Annotated in this window: 21 protein-coding genes; 12 read left to right on the top strand and 9 right to left on the bottom strand. The window is 66.9% G+C overall.

What is annotated here, in order from left to right:
• Positions 1 to 147: 147 nt before the first annotated feature.
• Positions 148 to 702 (bottom strand): cob(I)yrinic acid a,c-diamide adenosyltransferase, encoded by a 555-nt coding sequence (locus BLQ58_RS20060; protein WP_092601495.1) that lies wholly within the window; start codon positions 700 to 702, stop codon positions 148 to 150.
• 193 nt (positions 703 to 895) lie between these two features.
• On the opposite strand from BLQ58_RS20060, the gene BLQ58_RS20055 reads away from it, so the two are divergent.
• The 10 genes from BLQ58_RS20055 (at position 896) to BLQ58_RS20010 (ending at position 10,919) form a co-directional block, all read left to right on the top strand.
• Positions 896 to 2,314, top strand: a complete 1,419-nt coding sequence (locus BLQ58_RS20055; RefSeq protein ID WP_092601493.1) for an FAD-binding oxidoreductase — start codon at positions 896 to 898, stop codon at positions 2,312 to 2,314.
• A 10-nt stretch (positions 2,315 to 2,324) separates the two neighbouring features.
• Entirely contained in the window at positions 2,325 to 3,215 is an 891-nt protein-coding gene (locus tag BLQ58_RS20050) for a LysR substrate-binding domain-containing protein (protein ID WP_092601491.1), read from the top strand.
• A 222-nt stretch (positions 3,216 to 3,437) separates the two neighbouring features.
• A complete protein-coding gene (locus BLQ58_RS20045) occupies positions 3,438 to 4,949 on the top strand; it encodes an FAD-linked oxidase C-terminal domain-containing protein (protein ID WP_092601489.1) in 1,512 nt (503 codons plus the stop codon).
• A gap of 78 nt (positions 4,950 to 5,027) precedes the next feature.
• On the top strand, positions 5,028 to 5,966 hold the full coding sequence (locus tag BLQ58_RS20040) for an ion transporter (RefSeq protein ID WP_092601487.1): 939 nt from the start codon (positions 5,028 to 5,030) through the stop codon (positions 5,964 to 5,966).
• 48 nt (positions 5,967 to 6,014) lie between these two features.
• Positions 6,015 to 7,130: a glycolate oxidase subunit GlcE gene (gene glcE, locus BLQ58_RS20035; RefSeq protein ID WP_092601485.1), complete on the top strand. Its 1,116-nt coding sequence runs from the start codon at positions 6,015 to 6,017 to the stop codon at positions 7,128 to 7,130.
• 46 nt (positions 7,131 to 7,176) lie between these two features.
• Entirely contained in the window at positions 7,177 to 8,457 is a 1,281-nt protein-coding gene (glcF, locus tag BLQ58_RS20030; protein WP_092601483.1) for a glycolate oxidase subunit GlcF, read from the top strand.
• Between the two features lie 167 nt (positions 8,458 to 8,624).
• Positions 8,625 to 8,996, top strand: coding sequence for a CidA/LrgA family protein (locus BLQ58_RS20025; protein ID WP_092601481.1), 372 nt, complete (start codon positions 8,625 to 8,627; stop codon positions 8,994 to 8,996).
• Positions 8,993 to 9,718, top strand: a complete 726-nt coding sequence (locus BLQ58_RS20020; RefSeq protein ID WP_092601479.1) for an LrgB family protein — start codon at positions 8,993 to 8,995, stop codon at positions 9,716 to 9,718. Before BLQ58_RS20025 ends, BLQ58_RS20020 begins: the two co-directional genes overlap by 4 nt.
• Positions 9,719 to 9,814: 96 nt before the next feature.
• Positions 9,815 to 10,219 (top strand): VOC family protein, encoded by a 405-nt coding sequence (locus tag BLQ58_RS20015; RefSeq protein WP_092601477.1) that lies wholly within the window; start codon positions 9,815 to 9,817, stop codon positions 10,217 to 10,219.
• A 7-nt stretch (positions 10,220 to 10,226) separates the two neighbouring features.
• Positions 10,227 to 10,919 carry a helix-turn-helix transcriptional regulator gene (locus BLQ58_RS20010; RefSeq protein WP_092601546.1) on the top strand — a complete coding sequence of 231 codons (693 nt, stop codon included), beginning with the start codon at positions 10,227 to 10,229 and terminating at the stop codon, positions 10,917 to 10,919.
• 26 nt (positions 10,920 to 10,945) lie between these two features.
• On the opposite strand, the gene BLQ58_RS20005 is transcribed toward BLQ58_RS20010, so the two are convergent.
• The 3 genes from BLQ58_RS20005 to BLQ58_RS19995 are packed head-to-tail and all read right to left on the bottom strand — an operon-like array spanning position 10,946 to position 13,688.
• A complete protein-coding gene (locus BLQ58_RS20005) occupies positions 10,946 to 11,440 on the bottom strand; it encodes a glutathione peroxidase (RefSeq protein WP_092601475.1) in 495 nt (164 codons plus the stop codon).
• A 55-nt stretch (positions 11,441 to 11,495) separates the two neighbouring features.
• Positions 11,496 to 12,635 (bottom strand): PilT/PilU family type 4a pilus ATPase, encoded by a 1,140-nt coding sequence (locus BLQ58_RS20000; protein ID WP_092601544.1) that lies wholly within the window; start codon positions 12,633 to 12,635, stop codon positions 11,496 to 11,498.
• A 9-nt stretch (positions 12,636 to 12,644) separates the two neighbouring features.
• Positions 12,645 to 13,688 (bottom strand): type IV pilus twitching motility protein PilT, encoded by a 1,044-nt coding sequence (locus BLQ58_RS19995; protein ID WP_092601473.1) that lies wholly within the window; start codon positions 13,686 to 13,688, stop codon positions 12,645 to 12,647.
• A 112-nt stretch (positions 13,689 to 13,800) separates the two neighbouring features.
• Between BLQ58_RS19995 and BLQ58_RS19990 the strand changes: the two genes are divergently transcribed.
• A complete protein-coding gene (locus BLQ58_RS19990) occupies positions 13,801 to 14,490 on the top strand; it encodes a YggS family pyridoxal phosphate-dependent enzyme (RefSeq protein ID WP_092601542.1) in 690 nt (229 codons plus the stop codon).
• Between the two features lie 92 nt (positions 14,491 to 14,582).
• A complete protein-coding gene (proC, locus tag BLQ58_RS19985) occupies positions 14,583 to 15,401 on the top strand; it encodes a pyrroline-5-carboxylate reductase (RefSeq protein ID WP_092601471.1) in 819 nt (272 codons plus the stop codon).
• A gap of 51 nt (positions 15,402 to 15,452) precedes the next feature.
• On the opposite strand, the gene ubiA is transcribed toward proC, so the two are convergent.
• The 5 genes from ubiA to recG form a co-directional block, all read right to left on the bottom strand.
• Positions 15,453 to 16,337: a 4-hydroxybenzoate octaprenyltransferase gene (gene ubiA, locus BLQ58_RS19980; protein ID WP_092601469.1), complete on the bottom strand. Its 885-nt coding sequence runs from the start codon at positions 16,335 to 16,337 to the stop codon at positions 15,453 to 15,455.
• A 118-nt stretch (positions 16,338 to 16,455) separates the two neighbouring features.
• Entirely contained in the window at positions 16,456 to 16,941 is a 486-nt protein-coding gene (locus BLQ58_RS19975) for a Dps family protein (RefSeq protein ID WP_066732182.1), read from the bottom strand.
• An 83-nt stretch (positions 16,942 to 17,024) separates the two neighbouring features.
• On the bottom strand, positions 17,025 to 17,210 hold the full coding sequence (locus BLQ58_RS19970; protein WP_092601467.1) for a hypothetical protein: 186 nt from the start codon (positions 17,208 to 17,210) through the stop codon (positions 17,025 to 17,027).
• Between the two features lie 240 nt (positions 17,211 to 17,450).
• A complete protein-coding gene (locus BLQ58_RS19965; RefSeq protein ID WP_092601465.1) occupies positions 17,451 to 18,407 on the bottom strand; it encodes a LysR substrate-binding domain-containing protein in 957 nt (318 codons plus the stop codon).
• A 123-nt stretch (positions 18,408 to 18,530) separates the two neighbouring features.
• On the bottom strand, positions 18,531 to 20,807 hold the full coding sequence (gene recG, locus BLQ58_RS19960) for an ATP-dependent DNA helicase RecG (protein WP_092601540.1): 2,277 nt from the start codon (positions 20,805 to 20,807) through the stop codon (positions 18,531 to 18,533).
• Positions 20,808 to 20,839 lie beyond the last annotated feature (32 nt).

Raw genomic sequence — 20,839 nt, 5'->3', positions numbered from 1 at the left:
TCTCTCAGTCAGGGACTGCAATCTCGACTGAGAGCGAAATGTGGCCGTCCCGGGCCATTTCAAGGGCGTAATCTGCAAATCCGACTAATTTTCTCGGTTTATCCGGCCAGACCCGCCAGCCGCCAGAAAGTTATCAATTAATCACAATCAGGACTTCCGCTCGCGCTGCCACAGCACGTCGGTGCCGCCGCCCACCCGGTTCAGCACGCGGGCCAGTACGAAAAGCAGGTCCGAGAGCCGGTTCAGGTACTGGCGCGGCGCCTCGTTGAGCGATTCGGCGGCGCCCAGCTCCACCAGGGAACGCTCGGCGCGCCGGCACACGGTACGGCAGACATGGGCGTGGGCGGCGGCGCGGCTGCCACCAGGCAGGATGAATTCCGCCAGGCGCGGCAGGCTGGCGTTGTAGTGCTCCAGCCAGGTGTCGAGTTGCGCCACCTGGGGTTCCTTCAGCAAGGTGTACCCGGGAATCGACAGTTCGCCGCCCAGATCGAACAGGTCGTGCTGGATATGAAGTAGCGCATCGCGCACGTCGGCGGGCAAGTCCGGCTCGGTCAGCAGCAGGCCGATCTGGGAATTCAGCTCGTCCACATCGCCGATGGCGGCAATGCGCAGGCTGTTCTTGCCCACGCGGCTGCCGTCGCCGAGGCCGGTGGTGCCGGCATCGCCGGTGCGCGTGGCAATCTTGGACAGGCGGTTGCCCATGCCGGTCTCCTCGTTTTCAGGGGTTGGTCCTTCGAAGTGGCGCAATTATGGCCTGCTTCCGGTCCGTGATGGCCGTTTATCGGCCGGCTGGGGGCCGCTGCACGCCCATCAGGTGGCGCACACGACGTAGGCGAGTCGTAGAATAGCGGCATTCCACTGCATACAGAGCCATACGGCCCGCCCGGAGACCCGCATGAACCACCCCACACCTGCCGCCGCCCTGGCGCGCCGCCCGTTCCCGTCCGCGCTGGCCGATGCCCTGACCGCCCGTTTCGGCGACCGCTTTTCCACCTCGAACGGCGTGCGCGAACACCATGGCCGCGACGAATCGCCGTTTCCGCCCGCCCTGCCCGATGCCGTGGTCTTCGCCCACAGCACCGAGGAAGTGGCCGAGGTGGCCAGGCTGTGCAACACCCATGGCGTGCCGCTGATTCCCTACGGCGCCGGTTCGTCGCTCGAAGGCCACCTGCTGGCAGTCGCCGGCGGCGTCAGCCTGGACCTGTCGCAAATGAACCGCGTGCTGGCCGTCCATCCCGAAGACCTGACCGTCACCGTGCAGCCGGGCGTCACGCGCAAGCAGCTGAACCAGGAAATCAAGGACACGGGCCTGTTCTTCCCGATCGACCCGGGCGCGGACGCGTCGCTGGGCGGCATGTGCGCCACGCGGGCGTCGGGCACCAACGCCGTGCGCTACGGCACCATGCGCGAAAACGTGCTGGCCTTGACCGTGGTCACGGCGGATGGCCGCGTGATCCGCACCGGCACCAACGCGCGCAAGTCGTCGGCCGGCTACGACCTGACCCGCCTGTTCATCGGCAGCGAAGGCACGCTGGGCATCATCACCGAGGTCACGGTGCGCCTGTATCCGCAGCCCGAGGCCATTTCGGCTGCCGTGTGCGCGTTCCCGAGCATGGGCGACGCGGTGCGCGCCACCATCCAGACCATCCAGCTGGGCGTGCCGGTGGCGCGCGTGGAATTCGTCGATGCGCTGGCCATCCGCGCCATCAACCGCCACGACAACCTGACGCTGCCCGAGACCCCGCATCTGTTCTTCGAATTCCACGGCACCGAGGCCGGCGTGCGCGAGCAGGCCGAGACCGTGCAGGAGATCGTGGCCGAACATGGCGGCCAGGGCTTCGAGTGGGCCACTCGTCCCGAAGACCGCACGCGGCTCTGGAATGCACGCCACACGGCCTACTTCGCGATGCTGCAGCTCAAGCCCGGCTGCCGCGCGGTGACCACCGACGTCTGCGTGCCGATTTCGCGCCTGGCCGATTGCGTGACCGAGACCGAACGCGACCTGAACGCATCGTCGCTGCCCTGCCCGATCGTGGGCCACGTCGGCGACGGCAATTTCCACGTGGCGATCCTGGTCGATACCAGCAAGCCCGAGGAAATGGCCGAGGCCGAGGACATCAACCGCCGGATCGTCGAGCGCGCGCTGTCGATGGGCGGCACCTGCACCGGCGAGCATGGCGTGGGGCTGCACAAGATCGGCTTCCTGGTGCAGGAACACGGCGAGGATGCGCTGGACCTGATGCGCGCCATCAAGGACGCGCTGGACCCGAACCACATCCTGAACCCGGGCAAGATCTTCAGCGCGTCGCGCTGAGACCACGGCCATGGCATCGGTCTTTCAACGCGTTCCGCCGCTGCACCTGCTGATCGCCTTCGAGTCGGCGGCGCGCCTGGGCAGCTTTGCCCGCGCGGCCGAGGAACTGTCGGTCACGCCCAGCGCGGTTTCGCATCGCATCAAGAATCTGGAGGAGCTCTGGGGCGAGGACCTGTTCGTGCGCTCGAACGCCGCGCTGCGGCTCACGGCGGCCGGCACGCGCTATCAGCGCAACGTGCAGGATGCGCTGAAATCGCTCAACGAACTGGCGCGCCCCGAGTACAACAAGCTGCGCACGCGCCTGCGCGTGGCCATTCCGCCCACCTTCGGACGCCAGCACCTGGTGCCACGCCTGCCCGAGTTCAGCGCGCTGTATCCGCATATCGACCTGGAACTGCACCTGGCCGTGCCGTTCCTCGATGTCAAGGCCGAGGATACCGACATCGAGATCCGCTACGGCACCGGCCGCTATCCGGACCTGAAGACCACGAAGCTGCTGGTGGAGCCGGTGTTCCCGGCGTGCGGCCGCGAATACTACGAGCGCGTGAACGGCTTTGCGATCACCCGGCCCGAGGACCTGCACAACCTGACGCTGCTGCGCAGCCCGCTGGAACCATGGCGCCCGTGGTTCGAGACGGCGGGCCTGGACTGGCCCGAGCCGCAGACCGGCGCCCAGTTCAACGACATCGGCCTGATGCTGGAGGCCATCGTGTCGAACCAGGGCGTGGGGCTGGTGCGCCAGCGCATGGCGCGCCAGTGGCTGGCGGCTGGCCAGATGGTGAAGCTGCTGGATGTGGAATCGATCTCGCCGCACGGCTATTACATCGTGGAGCGCGAGCAGGCGCCGATGATGCCCGAGGCGCGCTACTTCATCGACTGGCTGCTCGGGCTGGACTGGTAGCGCCGGAGCCACTACGCTGAAAGCGCCCCCTGCCCGACGACGGTGTGCGCCGGTGCCCAACCACACTGCCCGCGCCGGCATGAACCATTTTGATCGGGTCGGCATGCGGAATTCACGTGCCCGGGCGCCCGCCTGGCCAGGTGCCTGCGCTATAGTCTGCCGTCCCGGCCGCGTGCCTGCGAAGCAGCATGCGGCGCCCGGTCCGTCACAGGAGTTGCTGCCATGAACGCCCCGCAAGACGCCCACACCGTTGCGGATGTATCCGCCCAGGCCGCAGATGGCCGCCGTGCCGCGCTGCTGGCCCGGCTGTCGGCCATCCTGCCCGACGCAGCCGTGCTGTGGCGGGCCGAAGACACCGTTCCCTACGAGTGCGACGGCCTGGCCGCCTATCGGCAGGTGCCCGACGCCGTCGTGCTGCCCGACACCGAGGACCAGGTCTGCGCCGTGCTGCGCCTGTGCCACGAACTGGGCGTGCCCGTGGTGCCGCGTGGGTCCGGCACCAGCCTGTCCGGCGGCGCCATGCCGGTCGCGGGTGGCCTGGTGCTGTCGCTGGCCAAGTTCAAGCGCATCCTGTCGGTCGATCCGTATTCGCGTACCGCGGTGGTCCAGCCCGGCGTGCGCAACCTGGCCATTTCCGAAGCGGCGGCGCCACACAATCTCTATTACGCCCCCGACCCGTCGTCGCAGATCGCCTGCTCCATCGGCGGCAACGTGGCCGAGAACTCCGGCGGCGTGCACTGCCTGAAGTACGGTCTGACCATCCACAACGTGCTGCGCGTGCGCGCGGTAACGATGGAGGGCGACGTGGTCGTGTTCGGCTCCGAGGCACCCGATTCGCCGGGCCTGGACCTGCTGGCGACGATCATCGGCTCCGAAGGCATGCTGGCCGTGGTCACCGAGGTCACCGTCAGGCTGATCCCCAAGCCGCAGCTGGCGCAGGTCATCATGGCCAGCTTCGACGACGTGGAAAAAGGCGGCAATGCCGTGGCCGACGTGATTGCCGCGGGCATCATCCCGGCGGGTTTGGAAATGATGGATCGCCCCGCCACGGCCGCCGTGGAGGAATTCGTCAAGGCTGGCTATGACCTCGATGCCGCCGCCATCCTGCTGTGCGAGTCCGACGGCACGCCCGAGGAAGTGGCCGAGGAAATCGGCCGCATGAGCGAGGTGCTGCGCGCATCGGGCGCCACGCGCATCACGGTGTCGCAGAACGAGGCCGAGCGCCTGCGCTTCTGGAGCGGCCGCAAGAACGCCTTCCCGGCCGCCGGCCGCATCTCGCCCGACTACTACTGCATGGACGGCACCATCCCGCGCAAGCACATCGGCACGCTGCTCAAGCGCATCGAACGGATGGAGCAGAAGTACGGCTTGCGGTGCATCAACGTGTTCCACGCAGGCGATGGCAACATGCACCCGCTGATCCTGTTCGATGGCGGCGACGTCGATGAATGGCACCGCGCCGAGCTGTTCGGCTCCGACATTCTTGAGACCTGCGTCGAACTGGGCGGCACCGTGACCGGCGAGCATGGCGTGGGTGTCGAAAAGCTCAATTCGATGTGCGTGCAGTTCTCGCGCGGGGAATGCGAGGCGTTCTTCGGCGTGAAGGCGGCGTTCGATCCCGCGCGCCTGCTCAATCCGGACAAGGCCATCCCGACGCTGGCGCGCTGTGCCGAATACGGCAAGATGCACGTCAGGCGCGGCCTGCTGCCCCACCCCGACATCCCGCGATTCTGATCGACGCGCAGGGCCCGGCCGGGATGGCGGCACGCCGCTGTTTATCCACCCGCCCACCGCTTACCCGTTTCGTCAGACATGCCACAACGCCACACCAACGCCATGATCCGCCAGCGCCTGGGCCAGCCCGAATCGGGCTGGCGCCAGCACTGGTACACGATCATCTTCGAAGCCGACACACGCCCGGGGCGACTGTTCGACGTCGTGCTGCTGATCGCCATCGTCGCCAGTGTCGGCGTGGTGATGCTGGACAGCGTGCCGTCCGTCCACGCACGGCTGGGCACGGCGTTCACGGCGCTGGAATGGATGTTCACGCTGCTGTTCACGGCCGAGTACGTCATGCGGCTGTGCGTGGTGAAGCGCCCGCTGCGTTACGCGCTGAGCTTCTACGGCGTCATCGACTTCATCTCGATCATGCCCACGTGGGCGTCGTTCTTCGTGCCCGAGCTGGCGTTCCTGATCGACGTGCGGCTGCTGCGCCTGCTGCGGGTGTTCCGGATCCTCAAGCTCACCGTGTATTTCGAGGAGGCCGAGATCCTGGCCCGCGCGCTGTCCAACAGCCGGCGCAAGATCTTCGTGTTCCTGGCCACCGTATTCATCATCACGGTGATCCTGGGCACCGTGATGTACGTGGTCGAAGGCCCCGAGCACGGCTTCACCAGCATTCCGCTCAGCATGTACTGGGCCATCGTCACGCTCACCACCACGGGCTTCGGCGACATGGTGCCGAAGACGCCGATCGGGCAGTTCATCACGTCGCTCACGATCCTGCTGGGCTACGGGATCATCGCCTTCCCCACCGGCATCGTTGGCGCCGAGCTGGCAGCCAGCATCATCAAGCGCCCGCTGACCACGCGCTCGTGCGAGCACTGCCTGACCGAAGGGCACGAGCCGTCCGCGAAATTCTGCCAGCACTGCGGCAGCGCGCTACCGGAGTACCGCAGCGAACCCGGCCTGGAGGGCCGGCTCGAAGGCGCCGTGGAGAACCGGCCGCCGCCAAAGCCGCCGCGCACCTGATTTGCCCGATGCGCCGCTGACCGACTCACCCTATAACGACACGTCCTCATGCAAGCCACCCTCGACGCCACACTCGCGACCTTCCGTGATGCGATTCGCCAGGCCGGCGACAGCCGCACCCCCCTGCGGCTGCGCGGCGGCGGCAGCAAGGATTTCTACGGCCAGGCGCTGGTCGGCACCGTGCTCGACACGCGGGCATATCGCGGCATCGTCGACTATGACCCGGCCGAGCTGGTGATCACCGCGCGCTGCGGCACGCCGCTGGCCGAGATCGAGGACGTGCTGGCCGAACGCCGCCAGATGCTGGCCTTCGAGGCGCCCCATTTCGCCGCGCGCGGCCAGGCCAGCACCGCCACGCTGGGCGGCGCCTTCGCGGCGGGGTTATCGGGGCCGCGCCGCCAGTCGGTGGGTGCCTTGCGCGATTTCGTACTCGGTGCGCAGCTGATGGACGGCAAGGGCGAGATCCTCAACTTCGGCGGGCAGGTCATGAAGAATGTGGCCGGCTACGATGTATCGCGCCTGCTGGCCGGCTCGCTCGGCACGCTGGGTCTGGTCACCGAGGTATCGCTGAAGGTGCTGCCGGTGCCTTTCGACGACGCCACGCTGCGCTTTGCGCTGTCCCAGGCCGACGCCATCGACCAGCTCAACAAGTGGGGCGGCAAGCCGTTGCCGATCGCCGCGTCGGCCTGGCATGACGGCGTGCTCTGTGTGCGCCTGAGCGGCGCCACCGCCGCCGTCTGCGCGGCCCGCGACAGCCTCGGCGGCGAGGTGGTCGATGCCAGCCACGCCCGGCAGCTGTGGACCGCCCTGCGCGAGCAGACCTATCCGTTCTTCGCCCCGGCGCGCGACGCCGGCCGCGCGCTGTGGCGCATCGCCGTCCCGCCGGTGACAAAGCCGCTGGACCTGCCCGGCGAGCAGCTGGTGGAATGGGGTGGCGGCCAGCGTTGGTGGCTGGCACCCGACGACAGCGCCGCGTGGGCCGACCGGGTCCGCGCGACCGCCCAGGCCGTGGGCGGCCATGCCACGCTGTTCCGCAACGGCGACAAGGCCGTGGGCGTATTCACGCCGCTCTCGACGCCGCTGGCGGCGATCCACCAGCGGCTGAAGGCCAGCTTCGATCCAGCGGGCATCTTCAATCCGCAGCGCATGTACAGCGGGCTCTGAGCCACCGTCCGGACAACGCGGTCCCCAACGATAACGATCCCCCACCATGCAAACCACACTGGCCGAATTCCTGCGCAACACGCCCGAGGGCGAAGAGGCGAAATCGATCGTCGGCAACTGCGTGCACTGCGGCTTCTGCACCGCCACCTGCCCCACCTACCAACTGCTGGGTGACGAACTGGACGGGCCGCGTGGGCGCATCTACCTGATGAAGCAGGTGCTCGAAGGCAGCCCGGTGACCGAAAGCACGCGCCTGCACCTGGACCGCTGCCTGACCTGCCGCAACTGCGAATCGACCTGCCCGTCGGGGGTCACGTACGGGCGCCTGGTCGACATCGGCCGGCAGATCGTCGATGACCGGCTGGCCGAGCAGGGGGTGCAGCGCCCGGCCAAGCAGCGCATCGCGCGGTGGATGCTGCGCGAGGGCCTGACCCGGCCAGGGCTGTTCGGCCCCGCGCTGAAGCTGGGCCAGATCGTGCGGCCGCTGCTGCCGCAGACGCTGCGCAACAAGGTGCCGGCGCACCCGACGCCCCCGGGCACCTGGCCGCGCAACGAACATCCGCGCAAGATGCTGTTGCTCGACGGCTGTGTGCAGCCCGCCATGTCGCCCAACATCAATGCCGCGACGGCACGTGTGCTCGACAAGCTCGGTGTGCAACTGGTGTTGGCGCGCGAGGCCGGCTGTTGCGGCGCGATCCGCTTCCACACGGGCGACCATGCGGGCGGACTCGACAACATGCGCGCCAACATCGACGCCTGGTGGCCCCATATCCAGGCCGGCGCGGAGGCCATCGTCATGACGGCATCGGGCTGCGGCGCGATGGTCAAGGACTACGGCCACCTGCTGCGCAATGATCCGAAGTACGCCGAACGGGCCGCGCGCGTGTCGGCGCTGACGCGCGACCTGTCGGAGCTGCTGCCCGATTTTGCCGACGACCTGCACCGGCTGGCCGGCGCGGTGCCGCGCGATGGCCGCCGCGTGGCATGGCATCCGCCCTGCACGCTGCAGCATGGCCAGCAGATCCGTGGCAAGGTGGAATCGCTGCTGACGCGCCTGGGCGTGGACGTGCGGCTCTGCGCCGACAGCCACCTGTGCTGCGGCTCGGCGGGCACGTACTCGGTACTGCAGCCCGATCTGTCGTACAAGCTCCGCGACGACAAGCTGAACAAGCTGCAGGCCACGTCGCCCGATGCCATCGCCACGGCCAATATCGGCTGCATCACGCACCTGCAAAGCGGCACGGAAACCCCGGTGATCCACTGGGTGGAACTGGTGGACCGCATGCTGGCGCCGACAGTGGCGGCGCAGGCGGCGCAGGCGTCGTAAGGGATGTTTGCTCCCCTCTCCCGCAAGGCGGAGAGGGGTCGGGGGAGAGGGGCGAGCGCCTGCATCGCGAGGGCCGTGTTCCCGGCGCAACGGCCCGGTGCCTCATCTTGCACGCATCTTGTCCGGGAGTAACATGGCGGCACATCGGATTCTCCCAAGCTGCCCCCATGCTCCAGACGTTTGCCATCCTGCTGGTCTTCCAGACCGTGGGCGAAGTCATCAGCTACGCACTGCGCCTGCCCGTGCCCGGTCCCGTGATCGGCATGCTGCTGCTGTTCGGCTGGCTCGTATTCGACAACCGGCTGCTGCCCGTGATCCAGGGTTCGGCCAATGACCTGCTCAAGCACCTGTCCCTGCTGTTCGTGCCGGCCGGTGTCGGCATCATGGTGCATGCCAACCGCATCGGCAGCGAATGGCTGCCGATCGTCATCGCGCTGGTGATCTCCACCTGGGTGGCCATCGCCGTGACCGCGCTGGTCACGCGGGCCCTGATGCGCAAGCCGCCGGCCGATGCCGTGGATGCCGGAGCCCAGCCATGATGTCGCCGCGTCTCAATGAAATCTGGGTGTACCTGGCCGCCAGTCCGCTGATTGGGCTGACCGCCACGCTGATCGCCTATGTGTTCGCGTTCCGCATCTACGAACGCGCGAAGTTCTCGCCGCTGGCCAATCCGGTGATGATCTCGGTGGCCATCCTGGTCACGGTGCTGACCGTGACCGGCACGCCGTACAAGACCTACTTCGATGGCGCGCAGTTCGTGCACTTCCTGCTGGGACCGGCCACCGTGGCGCTGGCCGTGCCGCTGTACACCCAGCTGCCCAAGCTGCGCAGCCATGTGCTGCCGCTGCTGGCCGGCTTGCTGGCGGGTTCGGTGGCCGCCGTGGTGTCGGCGGTCGGCATTGCGTACCTGCTGGGGGCCTCGCCAGAGGTGGTGCTGTCGCTGGCACCGAAGTCGGTGACGATCCCGATCGCGATGGGCGTGTCCGAGAAGATCGGCGGCCTGCCGTCGCTGACCGCCGTGCTGGTGATGGCCACGGGCATCATCGGGGCGGTCAGCGCCACCGGCCTGCTGAACCTGCTGGGCGTGCGCGACTACACCGTGCGCGGCTTTGCCACCGGCGTGGCGGCGCACGGCATCGGCACGGCCCGCGCGTTTCAGGTCAGCCAGGAAGCTGGCGCATTTTCGGCGCTCGGCATGGGGCTGAACGGCGTGCTGACGGCCATCCTGGTGCCGGTGATGGCGGCCTGGATGCCGCGTTGAGGCCTCACCCCGGCCACTGACATGCTGCTGACAGCACGCTGTCAGGAGTGCCCGCGCATGATCCGGTCTCCCGACACGATGAAGAGGAGCGCCACCATGGCCAACCCGTCCGATGCCCTGGTCAACTGGCTGGAAATCCCGGTGACCGACATGAAACGCGCAATGCAGTTCTACGAAACGGTGTTCGAGCATCCGCTGCGTCGCGAGACCGTGGGCGACGTCGACCTCGCCGTATTCACCCATGCCAGCTCGGCCGGTGCGCTGGTACGCGGCGAGCAGTACCGGTCCAGCGCGTTCTACGGCCCGGTGCCGTATCTCAACGCCCCCCAACTCGACGACGTGCTGGCGCGGGTCACCTATGCCGGTGGCCGCACCGTGCGCGGGCCGGTGCAGCTGCCCGACAACATGGGCCGCTTCGCCCATATCACCGACAGCGAAGGCAACCGGATCGGCCTGCACGAGCCGGCGATGGTTGCCGCGCCCGCCGCCGTCGCGCACTGACACCGCCATGAGCCGACGCGCCGACCGCCTTTTCCAGATCGTCCAGGTCCTGCGCGGGCGCCGCCTGACCACCGCGGCCCTGCTCGCGCAGCGGCTGGGCGTGTCCGAACGCACGGTCTACCGCGACATCCAGGCGCTGTCGCTGTCAGGCGTACCCGTGGAGGGCGAAGCCGGCATCGGCTACCGTCTGCGGCCGGATTACGATGTGCCGCCGCTGATGTTCACGTCGATGGAAGTGGAGGCCATGGTGGCGGGCCTGCGCCTGCTCAAGGCCTGGGGCGGCGGCGCGCTGGCCGCTGCGGCCGAGCCGTCGCTGGAAAAGCTGATGGCCGCCCTGCCGCCGCAACGGCGCCTGGCCGCGCAGCAGAGTCGCATCTTCGCGCCCGAATATGCCAACCACCCTGCCGTGCGCGAGGCGTTCGACATCGTCCACACGGCCATCGGCGCGCAGCGGCTGCTGCAGATCGACTATTCCGATGCGCAGCAGCGCGACACCGTGCGCGTGGTGCAGCCGCTGGGGTTGTTCTTCTGGGGCAATGTCTGGCTGGTGGCCGCCTGGTGTACGGCGCGGGAGGACTACCGCAGTTTCCGGCTGGACCGCTGCCGCAAGCTGACCATGCTGGCCGAGCATTTCCACGAAACGCCGGAGCGTTCGCTCAACGGCTTCCTGCGCGCGGTCCGGGCGGACTCGCACGGCTGACGGCCGGCCGCGCCGGCCAGCCCGTTTCAGGCGCCCGGATCGCTCAGCAGTGTCTCGATGTCGCCACGAATCTCGTCGGGCTTGGTGGTCGGCGCATAACGCTTGAAGATCGTGCCGTCGCGGCGCAGCAGGAACTTGGTGAAATTCCACTTGATGGCCTGGGTGCCCAGCAGCCCCGGCTTTTCCGACGTCAGCCACTTGTAGAGCGGGTGCGCGTCGGCGCCGTTGACGTCGATCTTCCCGAACATCGGAAAGGTGACGTGGAAGCGCGATTCGCAGAACGCGCCGATCTGTTCGGCATCGCCCGGTTCCTGCTTGCCGAACTGGTTGCACGGAAAGCCCAGCACATCGAACCCGCGCGTCTGGTAGCTGTCCTGCAGCGACTGCAGGCCGGCATACTGGGGCGTGAAGCCGCACTCGCTGGCCGTGTTGACGATCAGCAGCACCTTGCCCTGGAAGTCGCTCAGCGGCACCGGCTGGCCCGCCAGCGAACGGGCTTCGAACTGGTAGACGTTGCTCATCGTCGGTCTCCTGAAAGGTAATGGGCGCAAGGATACCGCGCCCCGGCCGCCCGCGTCAGATCACGTTCAGGTGTTCGGTGCCAGCGCCCAGGTCGGCGTCGCGATGCCGCGCGCCATGGAGCTTGATCATCAGGCGCAGGTCGTTCAGCGAGTCGGCGTTCTTGAGCGCGTCCTCGTAGGTGATCTTCTCGGCCTCGTACAGTTCGAACAGCGCCTGGTCGAACGAGATCATGCCCTGCTCGCGCGATTTCTTGATGACTTCCTTGAGCTCGTGGATCTCGCCCTTGAAGATCAGGTCGGCCACCAGCGGCGTGCCGATCATGATTTCCACGGCCGGCACACGGCCCTTGCGGCCGGCGCGCGGCAGCAGGCGCTGCGAAATCATCGCCTTCAGGTTCAGCGACAGGTCGATCAGCAGTTGCTGGCGCTTTTCCTCGGGGAAGAAGTTGACGATCCGGTCGATGGCCTGGTTGGCGTTGTTCGCGTGCAGCGTGGCCAGGCACAGGTGGCCCGTCTCGGCGTACTGCATCGCGTACTCCATCGTCTCGCGGTCGCGGATTTCGCCGATCAGGATCACGTCGGGCGCCTGGCGGAGCGTGTTCTTCAGCGCGATGTGCCACGACTCGGTATCGATGCCCACCTCGCGCTGCGTGACGATGCAGTTCTGGTGCGCATGCACGTATTCGATCGGGTCCTCGATCGTGATGATGTGGCCGTACGAATGCGCGTTGCGGTGGTCCAGCATGGCCGCCAGCGAAGTCGACTTGCCCGAGCCCGTGGCGCCGGTCACGATCACCAGGCCGCGCTTGGACATCACGATCTCATGCAGCGACTGCGGCAGGTCCAGGTCTTCCACCGACGGGATGCGGGTGTTGATGGTCCGCACCACCATGCCGGCGCGGCCCTGCTGGATGAACGCCGACACCCGGAAGCGGCCCGCGTTGGGCGCCGTGATCGCGAAGTTGCATTCGCGCGTGTCGTCGAACTCCTTCGCCTGGCGCTCGTTCATGATCGAGCGCACCAGGCCCAGGGCCTGCGTCGGGTTCAGCGGCTGCTGCGATACCGGCGTGATCTTGCCGTCGACCTTGATGGCCGGCGGGAATTCGGAGGTAATGAACAGATCCGAGCCGCGGTTGTTCACCATCAGCTCGAGCAGGTCGTTGATGTACTTCGATGCGGATTCGCGGTCGAGCATGATCACCCCTTAGCCCATGAATGCGTCCGGGTTCTTCGCAATCGCCCGTGCATCGTTGTAGTTGATCATGCCGCGCTTGATCAGGTCGCCCAGGCACTGGTCCAGCGTCTGCATGCCCATGCCGCTGGACGTCTGCATCATCGAGTACATCTGCGCGATCTTGTTCTCGCGGATCAGGTGGCGGATGGCCGGCGTGGCGATCATGATCTCGTGCGCCGCGGTTCGGCCGTTGCCGTCGCGCGTCTTGAGCAGCGTCTGCGAGATCACGGCCTCCAGCGATTCGGACAGCATGGTCCGGACCATGTCCTTTTCCTCGGGCGGGAAGACGTCCACCACCCGGTCGATGGTCTTGGCGGCCGAACTGGTGTGCAGCGTGGCAAAGACCAGGTGGCCGGTTTCCGCCGCCGTCAGCGCCAGGCGGATCGTTTCCAGGTCACGCAATTCGCCCACCAGGATCACGTCCGGGTCTTCACGCAGCGCCGAGCGCAGTGCGTTGGCGAACGAATGCGTGTGCGGCCCCAGCTCACGCTGGTTGATCAGGCTCTTCTTCGAGTTGTGGACGAATTCGATCGGGTCCTCCACCGTGAGGATGTGGCCCATGTCGTTGTCGTTGCGATGGTCGACCATCGCCGCCAGCGTGGTGGACTTGCCCGAACCCGTCGGCCCCGTCACCAGCACCAGCCCGCGCGGCTTCATGCACAGGTCGGCGAACACCGCCGGCGCGTGCAGGTCGTCGAGCGTCAGCACCTTCGACGGAATGGTACGGAATACGGCGGCCGAGCCGCGCTGCGTGGTGTAGGCGTTGACCCGGAAACGGGACAGGCCCGAGATCTCGAACGAGAAATCGATTTCCAGCCGTTCTTCATAGGATTTGCGCTGAACGTCGCTCATGATGTCGTACACCATGGCGTGGACGTCCTTGTGCGTCATCGCCGCGACGTTGATGCGGCGCATGTCCCCGTGAATACGCACCATCGGCGGCATGTCGGCCGAAAGGTGAAGATCGGATGCCTTGTTCTTGACCGCGAAGGCCAGAAGCTGTGCGATGTCCATCTATAATGACCCCACCCTAAAAGAGGCCCTGGCGGGAATATCGATTTGCCGGGCCTTCAAAGGTTTATTGTTGTACTTCTAGTTGTACTTCTTCGAATATTTCCGCTGGATTATGTCTGTAATCGCCGCCAACTTGCAAGCCGTGAAAAATGACATCGCGGCGGCCGCACAACATGCCGGCCGGGCACCTGCCGATGTCACATTGCTGGCGGTTTCCAAGACGGTTTCTGCGGATCGGATCCGCGAGGCCTTCGACGCCGGCCAGCGGGCTTTCGGCGAGAACTACGTCCAGGAAGGGGTGGAAAAGATTGCCACGCTGGACGCCCTGCGCGGCCAGATCCAGTGGCATTTCATCGGCCCCCTCCAAAGCAACAAGACGCGGCCGGTGGCCGAGCAGTTCGACTGGGTCCATGCCATCGACCGGCTGAAGATCGCCGAGCGGCTGTCTGCCCAGCGTCCGGCCGGGCTGCCGCCGCTGCAGGTCTGCCTGCAGGTCAATATCAGCAACGAGGACACCAAGAGCGGTGTGGCGCCGGCCGAGGTGCCGGCGCTGGCCCAGGCCATCGCGGCGCTGCCGAACCTGCAGCTGCGCGGCCTGATGGCCATTCCGGCGCCGGCGGCCGACCCTGCCGCCCAGCGTCAACCATTTGCCGCCCTCCGTGCGTTGCTTGATCAACTGCGGCAATCCGGGCTAAACGTGGACACGCTCTCGATGGGCATGTCCGCCGACATGGACGCGGCCATTGCCGAGGGCGCCACGCTGGTGCGTATCGGCACCGCGATTTTCGGCGCGCGGAGCTGATGGCCCCCGGCAGGGTCCGCGCCGGTCTTTCGCACCCCATGACATAAAAAACGCTGGCCGACATGTATCGCGCCGGCATACCAGGAAACTTGATGCTCGATTCCCTCACCTTCGGCTTCCTCGGCGGCGGCAACATGGCCTCCGCCCTGATCGGCGGCCTGGTGGCCCGTGGCGTGCCGGCCGGCTCGATCCGCGTGGTCGACCCCTCGGAAGATGCCCGCCAGCGTCTGGCCCAGAGCGGCGTCAAGGCGCTGGCTGCGCCCGATGCCGCCTTTGGCGCCAGCAACGTGATCGTGCTGGCCGTCAAGCCGCAGCAGTTCCGCGATGCCATCGCCCCGCTTGCGCCGCTGCTGACCGACAACCTCATCATCAGCGTCGCGGCCGGCATCCGGCTGCAGGACCTGGCCCGCTGGCTGGGCCGCAGCCGTCTGGTGCGCGCCATGCCGAACACGCCTGCGCTGGCCGGCATGGGCATGACCGGCCTGGCCGCAGCCCCGGGGCTGTCCGGCACCGACCGAGATATCGCCACGGCCGTGGCCGAAGCCGTCGGCCAGTGCGTCTGGGTGGACAATGACGACCAGATCGACGCCGTCACCGCGATCTCGGGCAGCGGGCCGGCCTACGTGTTCTATTTTGTGGAAGCGATGGAGCGCGCGGCGGTGGAAATGGGATTGTCCGCCGACCAGGGCCGCCAACTGGCCGTGGAAACGTTCCGCGGCGCGGCGGCGCTGGCGGCCGAATCGCCCGAGCCGGTGGCCACGCTGCGCGAGCGCGTCACGTCCAAGGGCGGCACCACCTATGCCGCCTTGACGGCGATGGACGCCAGCGGCATGAAGGACGCCTTCGTCAAGGCCATGCATGCCGCCGCCACGCGCGGACGCGAGATGGGTGCCGAGTTCGGCAAGGATTGACGTGATTTCTCCGCTCGCCCGTTTCATGGGCCAGCGGAGAAAACGACAGGTCTATTTCAGCAGGTAAGCCGCAAAGGTGCCCGCAAACACGCAGGCGCCCAGCCAGTTGTTGTGCCGGAAGGCGGCAAAGCACTTCATGCGGTCCCGCTCGCGGATCAGCGTGTAGTGGTAACCCGCCAGCACGGCGGCCGCCGCCAGCCCCGCGTAGTAGGCCCAGCCCAGGCCCAGCAGCGTGCCGGCCCAGGCCATCAGCGCCAGAAAGGCCGCGTAGCAGATCATGATCGCCGCCACGTCGAAGCGTCCGAACGTGATGGCCGACGTCTTCATGCCGAGCAGCAGGTCGTCGTCACGATCGACCATCGCATAGGCCGTGTCGTAGGCCACCGCCCAGAACACATTGCCCAGCAGCATCAGCCAGGCCACGGCAGGCACCTCGCCCTGGATGGCGGCGAACGACATCGGAATGCCAAACCCGAAGGCGATGCCCAGGTACGCCTGCGGAATCGCAAAGAACCGCTTGAAGAATGGGTAGGTTCCGGCCAGCACCGCCGCCACCACGGCCAGCCATTTGGTCAGCCCGTTGAGCGGCAAAATCAGCGCGAACGCGATCAGCGCCAGCACAGCGGCCACGGCCAGGGCTTCCCAGCTGGCGATCAGCCCGGCGGTCAGCGGCCGCTCCTTCGTGCGCTTCACGTGCTTGTCGAAATCGCGATCGGCCCAGTCGTTGATGGCGCAGCCCGCCGAGCGCATCAGGAACGTGCCGGCGAAGAAGATCCAGAAAATCTGCCAGGACGGCGGCCCGCCGGCGGCCATCCACATCGCCCACAGCGTGGGCCACAGCAGCAGCAGCGTGCCGATTGGCTTGTCGATGCGCACAAGTCGCGCATACAGCGCAAGACGGCTCGGATGATGGGGGGCGGCGGAGGGATGGGACATGGCGGCGGACTTCTGACGAAACTTCCGGCAATACTACCGGCAATACAAAGCAAAAACGCGCCTTCGGCATGCCGAAGGCGCGTCGTACCGGTTCAACCGGTGTGCGGCATGGCCGGAATCAGGCCAGCAGCGAGCGCAGCATCCACGCGGTCTTTTCGTGCGTCTGCATGCGCTGGGTCAGCAGGTCGGCCGACGGCTCGTCGCCGGCAGCGTCGATCACCGCGAACAGCGAACGAGCGGTGCGCACCACGGCCTCCTGGCCTTCCACGAGCTTGCGGATCATCTCGGTGGCTTCGGGCACGCCCTCTTCCTCGGCGATCGACGACAGCTTCGCGTATTCCTTGTAGGTGCCCGGTGCCGGGTAGCCCAGCGCGCGAATGCGCTCGGCAATCGCGTCAACCGCCAGCGCCAGTTCGGTGTACTGCGTCTCGAACATGGTATGCAGCGTGTTGAACATCGGGCCCGTCACGTTCCAGTGGAAGTTGTGGGTCTTGAGATAGAGGGTGTAGGTGTCAGCCAGCAGCTTGCTCAGGCCTTCCGCGATCTTCTTGCGGTCCTTGTCCGAAATACCGATGTTCACGCTCATCTCATTCTTCTTTGCCATTTTTCTAAGCTCCATTCTGGTCTGGCCACGAGGATCGACCGCCCGCGCTACACGGACGAGCAGCGGCCATTATCGTATCAGGTTCAAGTCACAAGGACGGACAGGCCCCGGGCCGCATCGAGGAACATGACCATCGCGCCCAGGGCAACGACGGCCATGCCGATTTCCTTGCGCACCACCTTGCGGTGCAGCCGTCCGGCGCCGCCGTCGCGCGCCGCGTCGGCCTTGAGCTGCCGGAATTCGCTCACGAAAAGATTCAGCATTGCCATGACGATTCTCCAACTGGTTTCCGGGGGTCCGGCACATCCGCCTGACGTGCCCCACGACCGATGGAAGAAGTCTAATTCCGCGCTATCGATGTGGCTATTTGATAATTTCAACCTATCGAATAGCGCGTGACTATATCCCTGTGCCAGGTATGGGATTGCTTCACGGGTGGAGAATACGGCACCCAAAGCAAAACGGCAGGGTTCCCCCTGCCATTCGATGTCATTGCCGGCGCTGGCAAATCAGGCCGCCACGGCTTCCTCGGCCTGTGTGCTGCTGAGCTTGCGCACGCCGGGCAGATCGCACGCCGTCACGGCGTTGGCCAGCGCCTCCATGGCGGGCAGGCGCGTGAAGCTCTTGCGCCAGGCCAGCACCACACGGCGGTCGGGCACGGGCTCGGCAAACGGCACATACGACAGCATGTCGTTGCGCGGCTTGAGATCGGGCACCGACGTGCGCGGCAGCACGGTGATGCCCACGCCGCTGGCCACCATGTGGCGGATGGTTTCGAGCGACGAGCCCTCGAACGTCTTCTGGATGCCGTCTGCCGCCTGCGAGAAGCGCGACAGCTCCGGACAAACGCCCAGCACGTGATCGCGGAAGCAATGGCCGCTGCCCAGCAGCAGCATGGTCTGCTGCTTCAGTTCGTCCGGGTCCACCTTGGTCTGCTCGGCCAGCTTGTGCCCCCGCGGCACGGCCACCACGAACGGCTCGTCATAGAGCGGACGCACCGTCAGGCCCGAATCCGGGAACGGCTCGGCCATGATCGCGCAGTCGATTTCGCCCTGCTTGAGCAGCTCGATCAGCTTGTTCGTGTAGTTTTCCTGCAGCATCAGCGGCATCTGCGGCACGGTGTCGATCATCTGCTTGACCAGCGCCGGCAACAGGTACGGCCCGATCGTGTAGATCACGCCCACGCGCAGCGGTCCGGCCAGCGGATCCTTGCCCTGCTTGGCGATTTCACGAATCGCCATGGTCTGCTCCAGCACGCGCTGGGCCTGCGCCACGATCTGTTCGCCGATGGCCGTCACGGACACCTCGGACGTGCCGCGCTCGAAAATCTGCACGGTGAGCTCGTCTTCCAGCTTCTTGATGGCAACCGACAGCGTCGGCTGCGAAACGAAGCACGCCTCGGCCGCCCGGCCGAAATGGCGCTCGCGCGCTACGGCGACGATGTACTTGAGTTCGGTGAGCGTCATGATTAATCAAATCCGGTTAGGCGATAGATTTTAGCTTCGATTGTGTCGTCTGTCAGATCGGCGACGCAATGTCAGGCATGCACCACTTTTACTGACGCATCAGACAACTCGCCCTGAAGGCTGCTAAGCCTTGAGAAAGTGCTCGCGCCCGCCAAGCCAGCGCAATAAATGTGCTTCCACCGCCTCCGGAAACCGGTCCAGCATCTGTTCGGCGGCTTCCTGGGCGTAATCGACCAGCCAGGCGTCGGTCTCCAGGTCGGCAAAGCGCAACATGGCCTCTCCCGACTGCCGCGCCCCCAGGAATTCGCCCGGACCCCGGATCTGCAAGTCGCGCCGGGCGATTTCAAAGCCGTCGGTCGTCTCGCGCATCGTCGCCAGGCGTTCGCGCGCCGTGGGTGACAACGGCGCCTGGTACATCAGCAGGCAAACCGATTCCGCGCTGCCACGGCCCACGCGACCACGCAGCTGGTGCAACTGCGCCAGGCCGAAACGCTCGGCATGCTCGATCACCATGAGCGATGCATTGGGGACATCCACGCCCACTTCGATCACGGTCGTGGCCACCAGCACCTGCAGGCGGTTGGCGCTGAAATCGTCCATCACGGCCGCCTTCTCGGCCGGCGGCAGGCGGCCATGGACCAGGCCCACGCGCAGGTCGGGCAGCGCGGCCACCAGCGTCTCGAAGGTCTCCACGGCGGTCTGCAGCTGCAGCGCCTCGCTTTCCTCGATCAGCGGACACACCCAGTAGACCTGGCGCCCTTCGGCAGCCGCATGGTGCACGCGCTCGATCACCTCGTCGCGGCGTGCATCGTTGACCAGCCGCGTCACGATCGGGGTGCGGCCCGGCGGCAATTCGTCGATCACCGACACGTCCAGGTCGGCGTAGTAGGTCATCGCCAGCGTGCGCGGAATGGGCGTGGCCGACATCATCAGCTGGTGGGGCACCTTTTCGTCGACCGGCGCCGGCGCGTCGCCTTCGGCCGCCTTGCCGCGCAGCGCCAGCCGCTGCGCCACGCCAAAGCGGTGCTGCTCGTCGACCACGGCCAGGCCAAGGTTGGCGAACTTCACGCCGTCCTGGATCAGCGCGTGCGTGCCGATCACCAGCCGGGCCTCGCCCGATTCGGCCCGCGCCACGGCTTCGCGCTTGGCCTTCGTCTTGAGGCTGCCGGCCAGCCACGCCACGGGCACGCCCAGCGGCTCCAGCCAGGCCGACAACTTGCGGTAGTGCTGTTCGGCCAGGATTTCGGTCGGCGCCATCAGCGCGGCCTGGTAACCCGCGTCGATGGCCTGGCAGGCGGCCAACGCGGCCACGATGGTCTTGCCGCTGCCCACGTCGCCCTGCAACAGCCGGTGCATCGGGTGCGGCAGCGCCATGTCGGCGGCGATTTCCTCCACCACGCGTTGCTGCGCCCCGGTCAGCCGGAACGGCAGCGCCGCCAGGAAGCGCGTCAGCAGGCCGTCCGCGCGGCGCGGCATCGACGGGGCGTTCTTTTCCTTGCGCGCGGCCTGCGAGCGGCGCAGCGAGATCTGCTGCGCCAGCAGTTCGTCGAACTTGATGCGGACCCAGGCCGGATGAGAGCGATCTGCCAGCGCGGCCTCGCTTTCCTGCGGCGGCGGGTTGTGCAGCAGGCGCAGGCAGTCGATCAGCGGGGTCAGCTTCAGCGGCGCCAGCGGTCCGCGCAGGATGGCCTGGGGCAGGGTCTCCGGCATCGGCGTGCGCGACATCGCCCCGCCGATGGCCTTGCGCAGATAGGCCTGCGAAATGCCGGCCGTGGCCGGATAGACCGGCGTCAGGCGGTCGGGCAGCGGTTCGTCGGGCGTGATCGGCCGTACCGTGGGATGGACCATTTCGGCGCCGAAGAAGCCCCCGCGAATCTCGCCGCGCACGCGCAGGCGCACGCCTTCGGCCATCTGCTTAGTCTGGCTGCCGTAGAAATTGATGAAGCGCAGCGTCAGTTCGCCGGTTTCGTCGGCGATCTTGACCACCAGCTGGCGGCGCGGGCGGAACGTCACCTCATTCGACACCACCTCGCCTTCGACCTGCGCAGCCAGCCCCATGCCGGCACGGCGGATGGCGTCGCGGATTGGCTCCAGCGTGGTTTCGTCCTCGTAGCGCAGCGGCAGGTGCAACACCAGGTCGACCGGCCGCCGCAGGCCCAGCTTGGCCAGCCGGGCCACGGCCGACGACGGCTTGGGCTTGTCGCCGGCCCTTTCGCCGGCCTTTTCACCGGCCTTTTCACCGGCCTTGTCGCCGCCCTTTTGGCCGGCCTTGGCATCACCTTTGGCATCGGCCCTGGCCGCGCCGCGCCCCGCCGGCTTGCCGCCAGTCGTGGCGGGCGGCGTGGACTGTGCGGCCGTCGGGGCAGGATCGTCGATCGGGTCGGTGGCGGTGCCTGGCATCAGCGCGGGAATATAGGGGTCACAAGCGGGCA

The organism is Ralstonia sp. 25mfcol4.1, assembly GCF_900104095.1.
Classification (GTDB): domain Bacteria; phylum Pseudomonadota; class Gammaproteobacteria; order Burkholderiales; family Burkholderiaceae; genus Cupriavidus.
The sequence above is the reverse complement of the archived record's forward strand: the minus strand, read 5'-3'. Positions and strand labels throughout refer to the sequence as shown.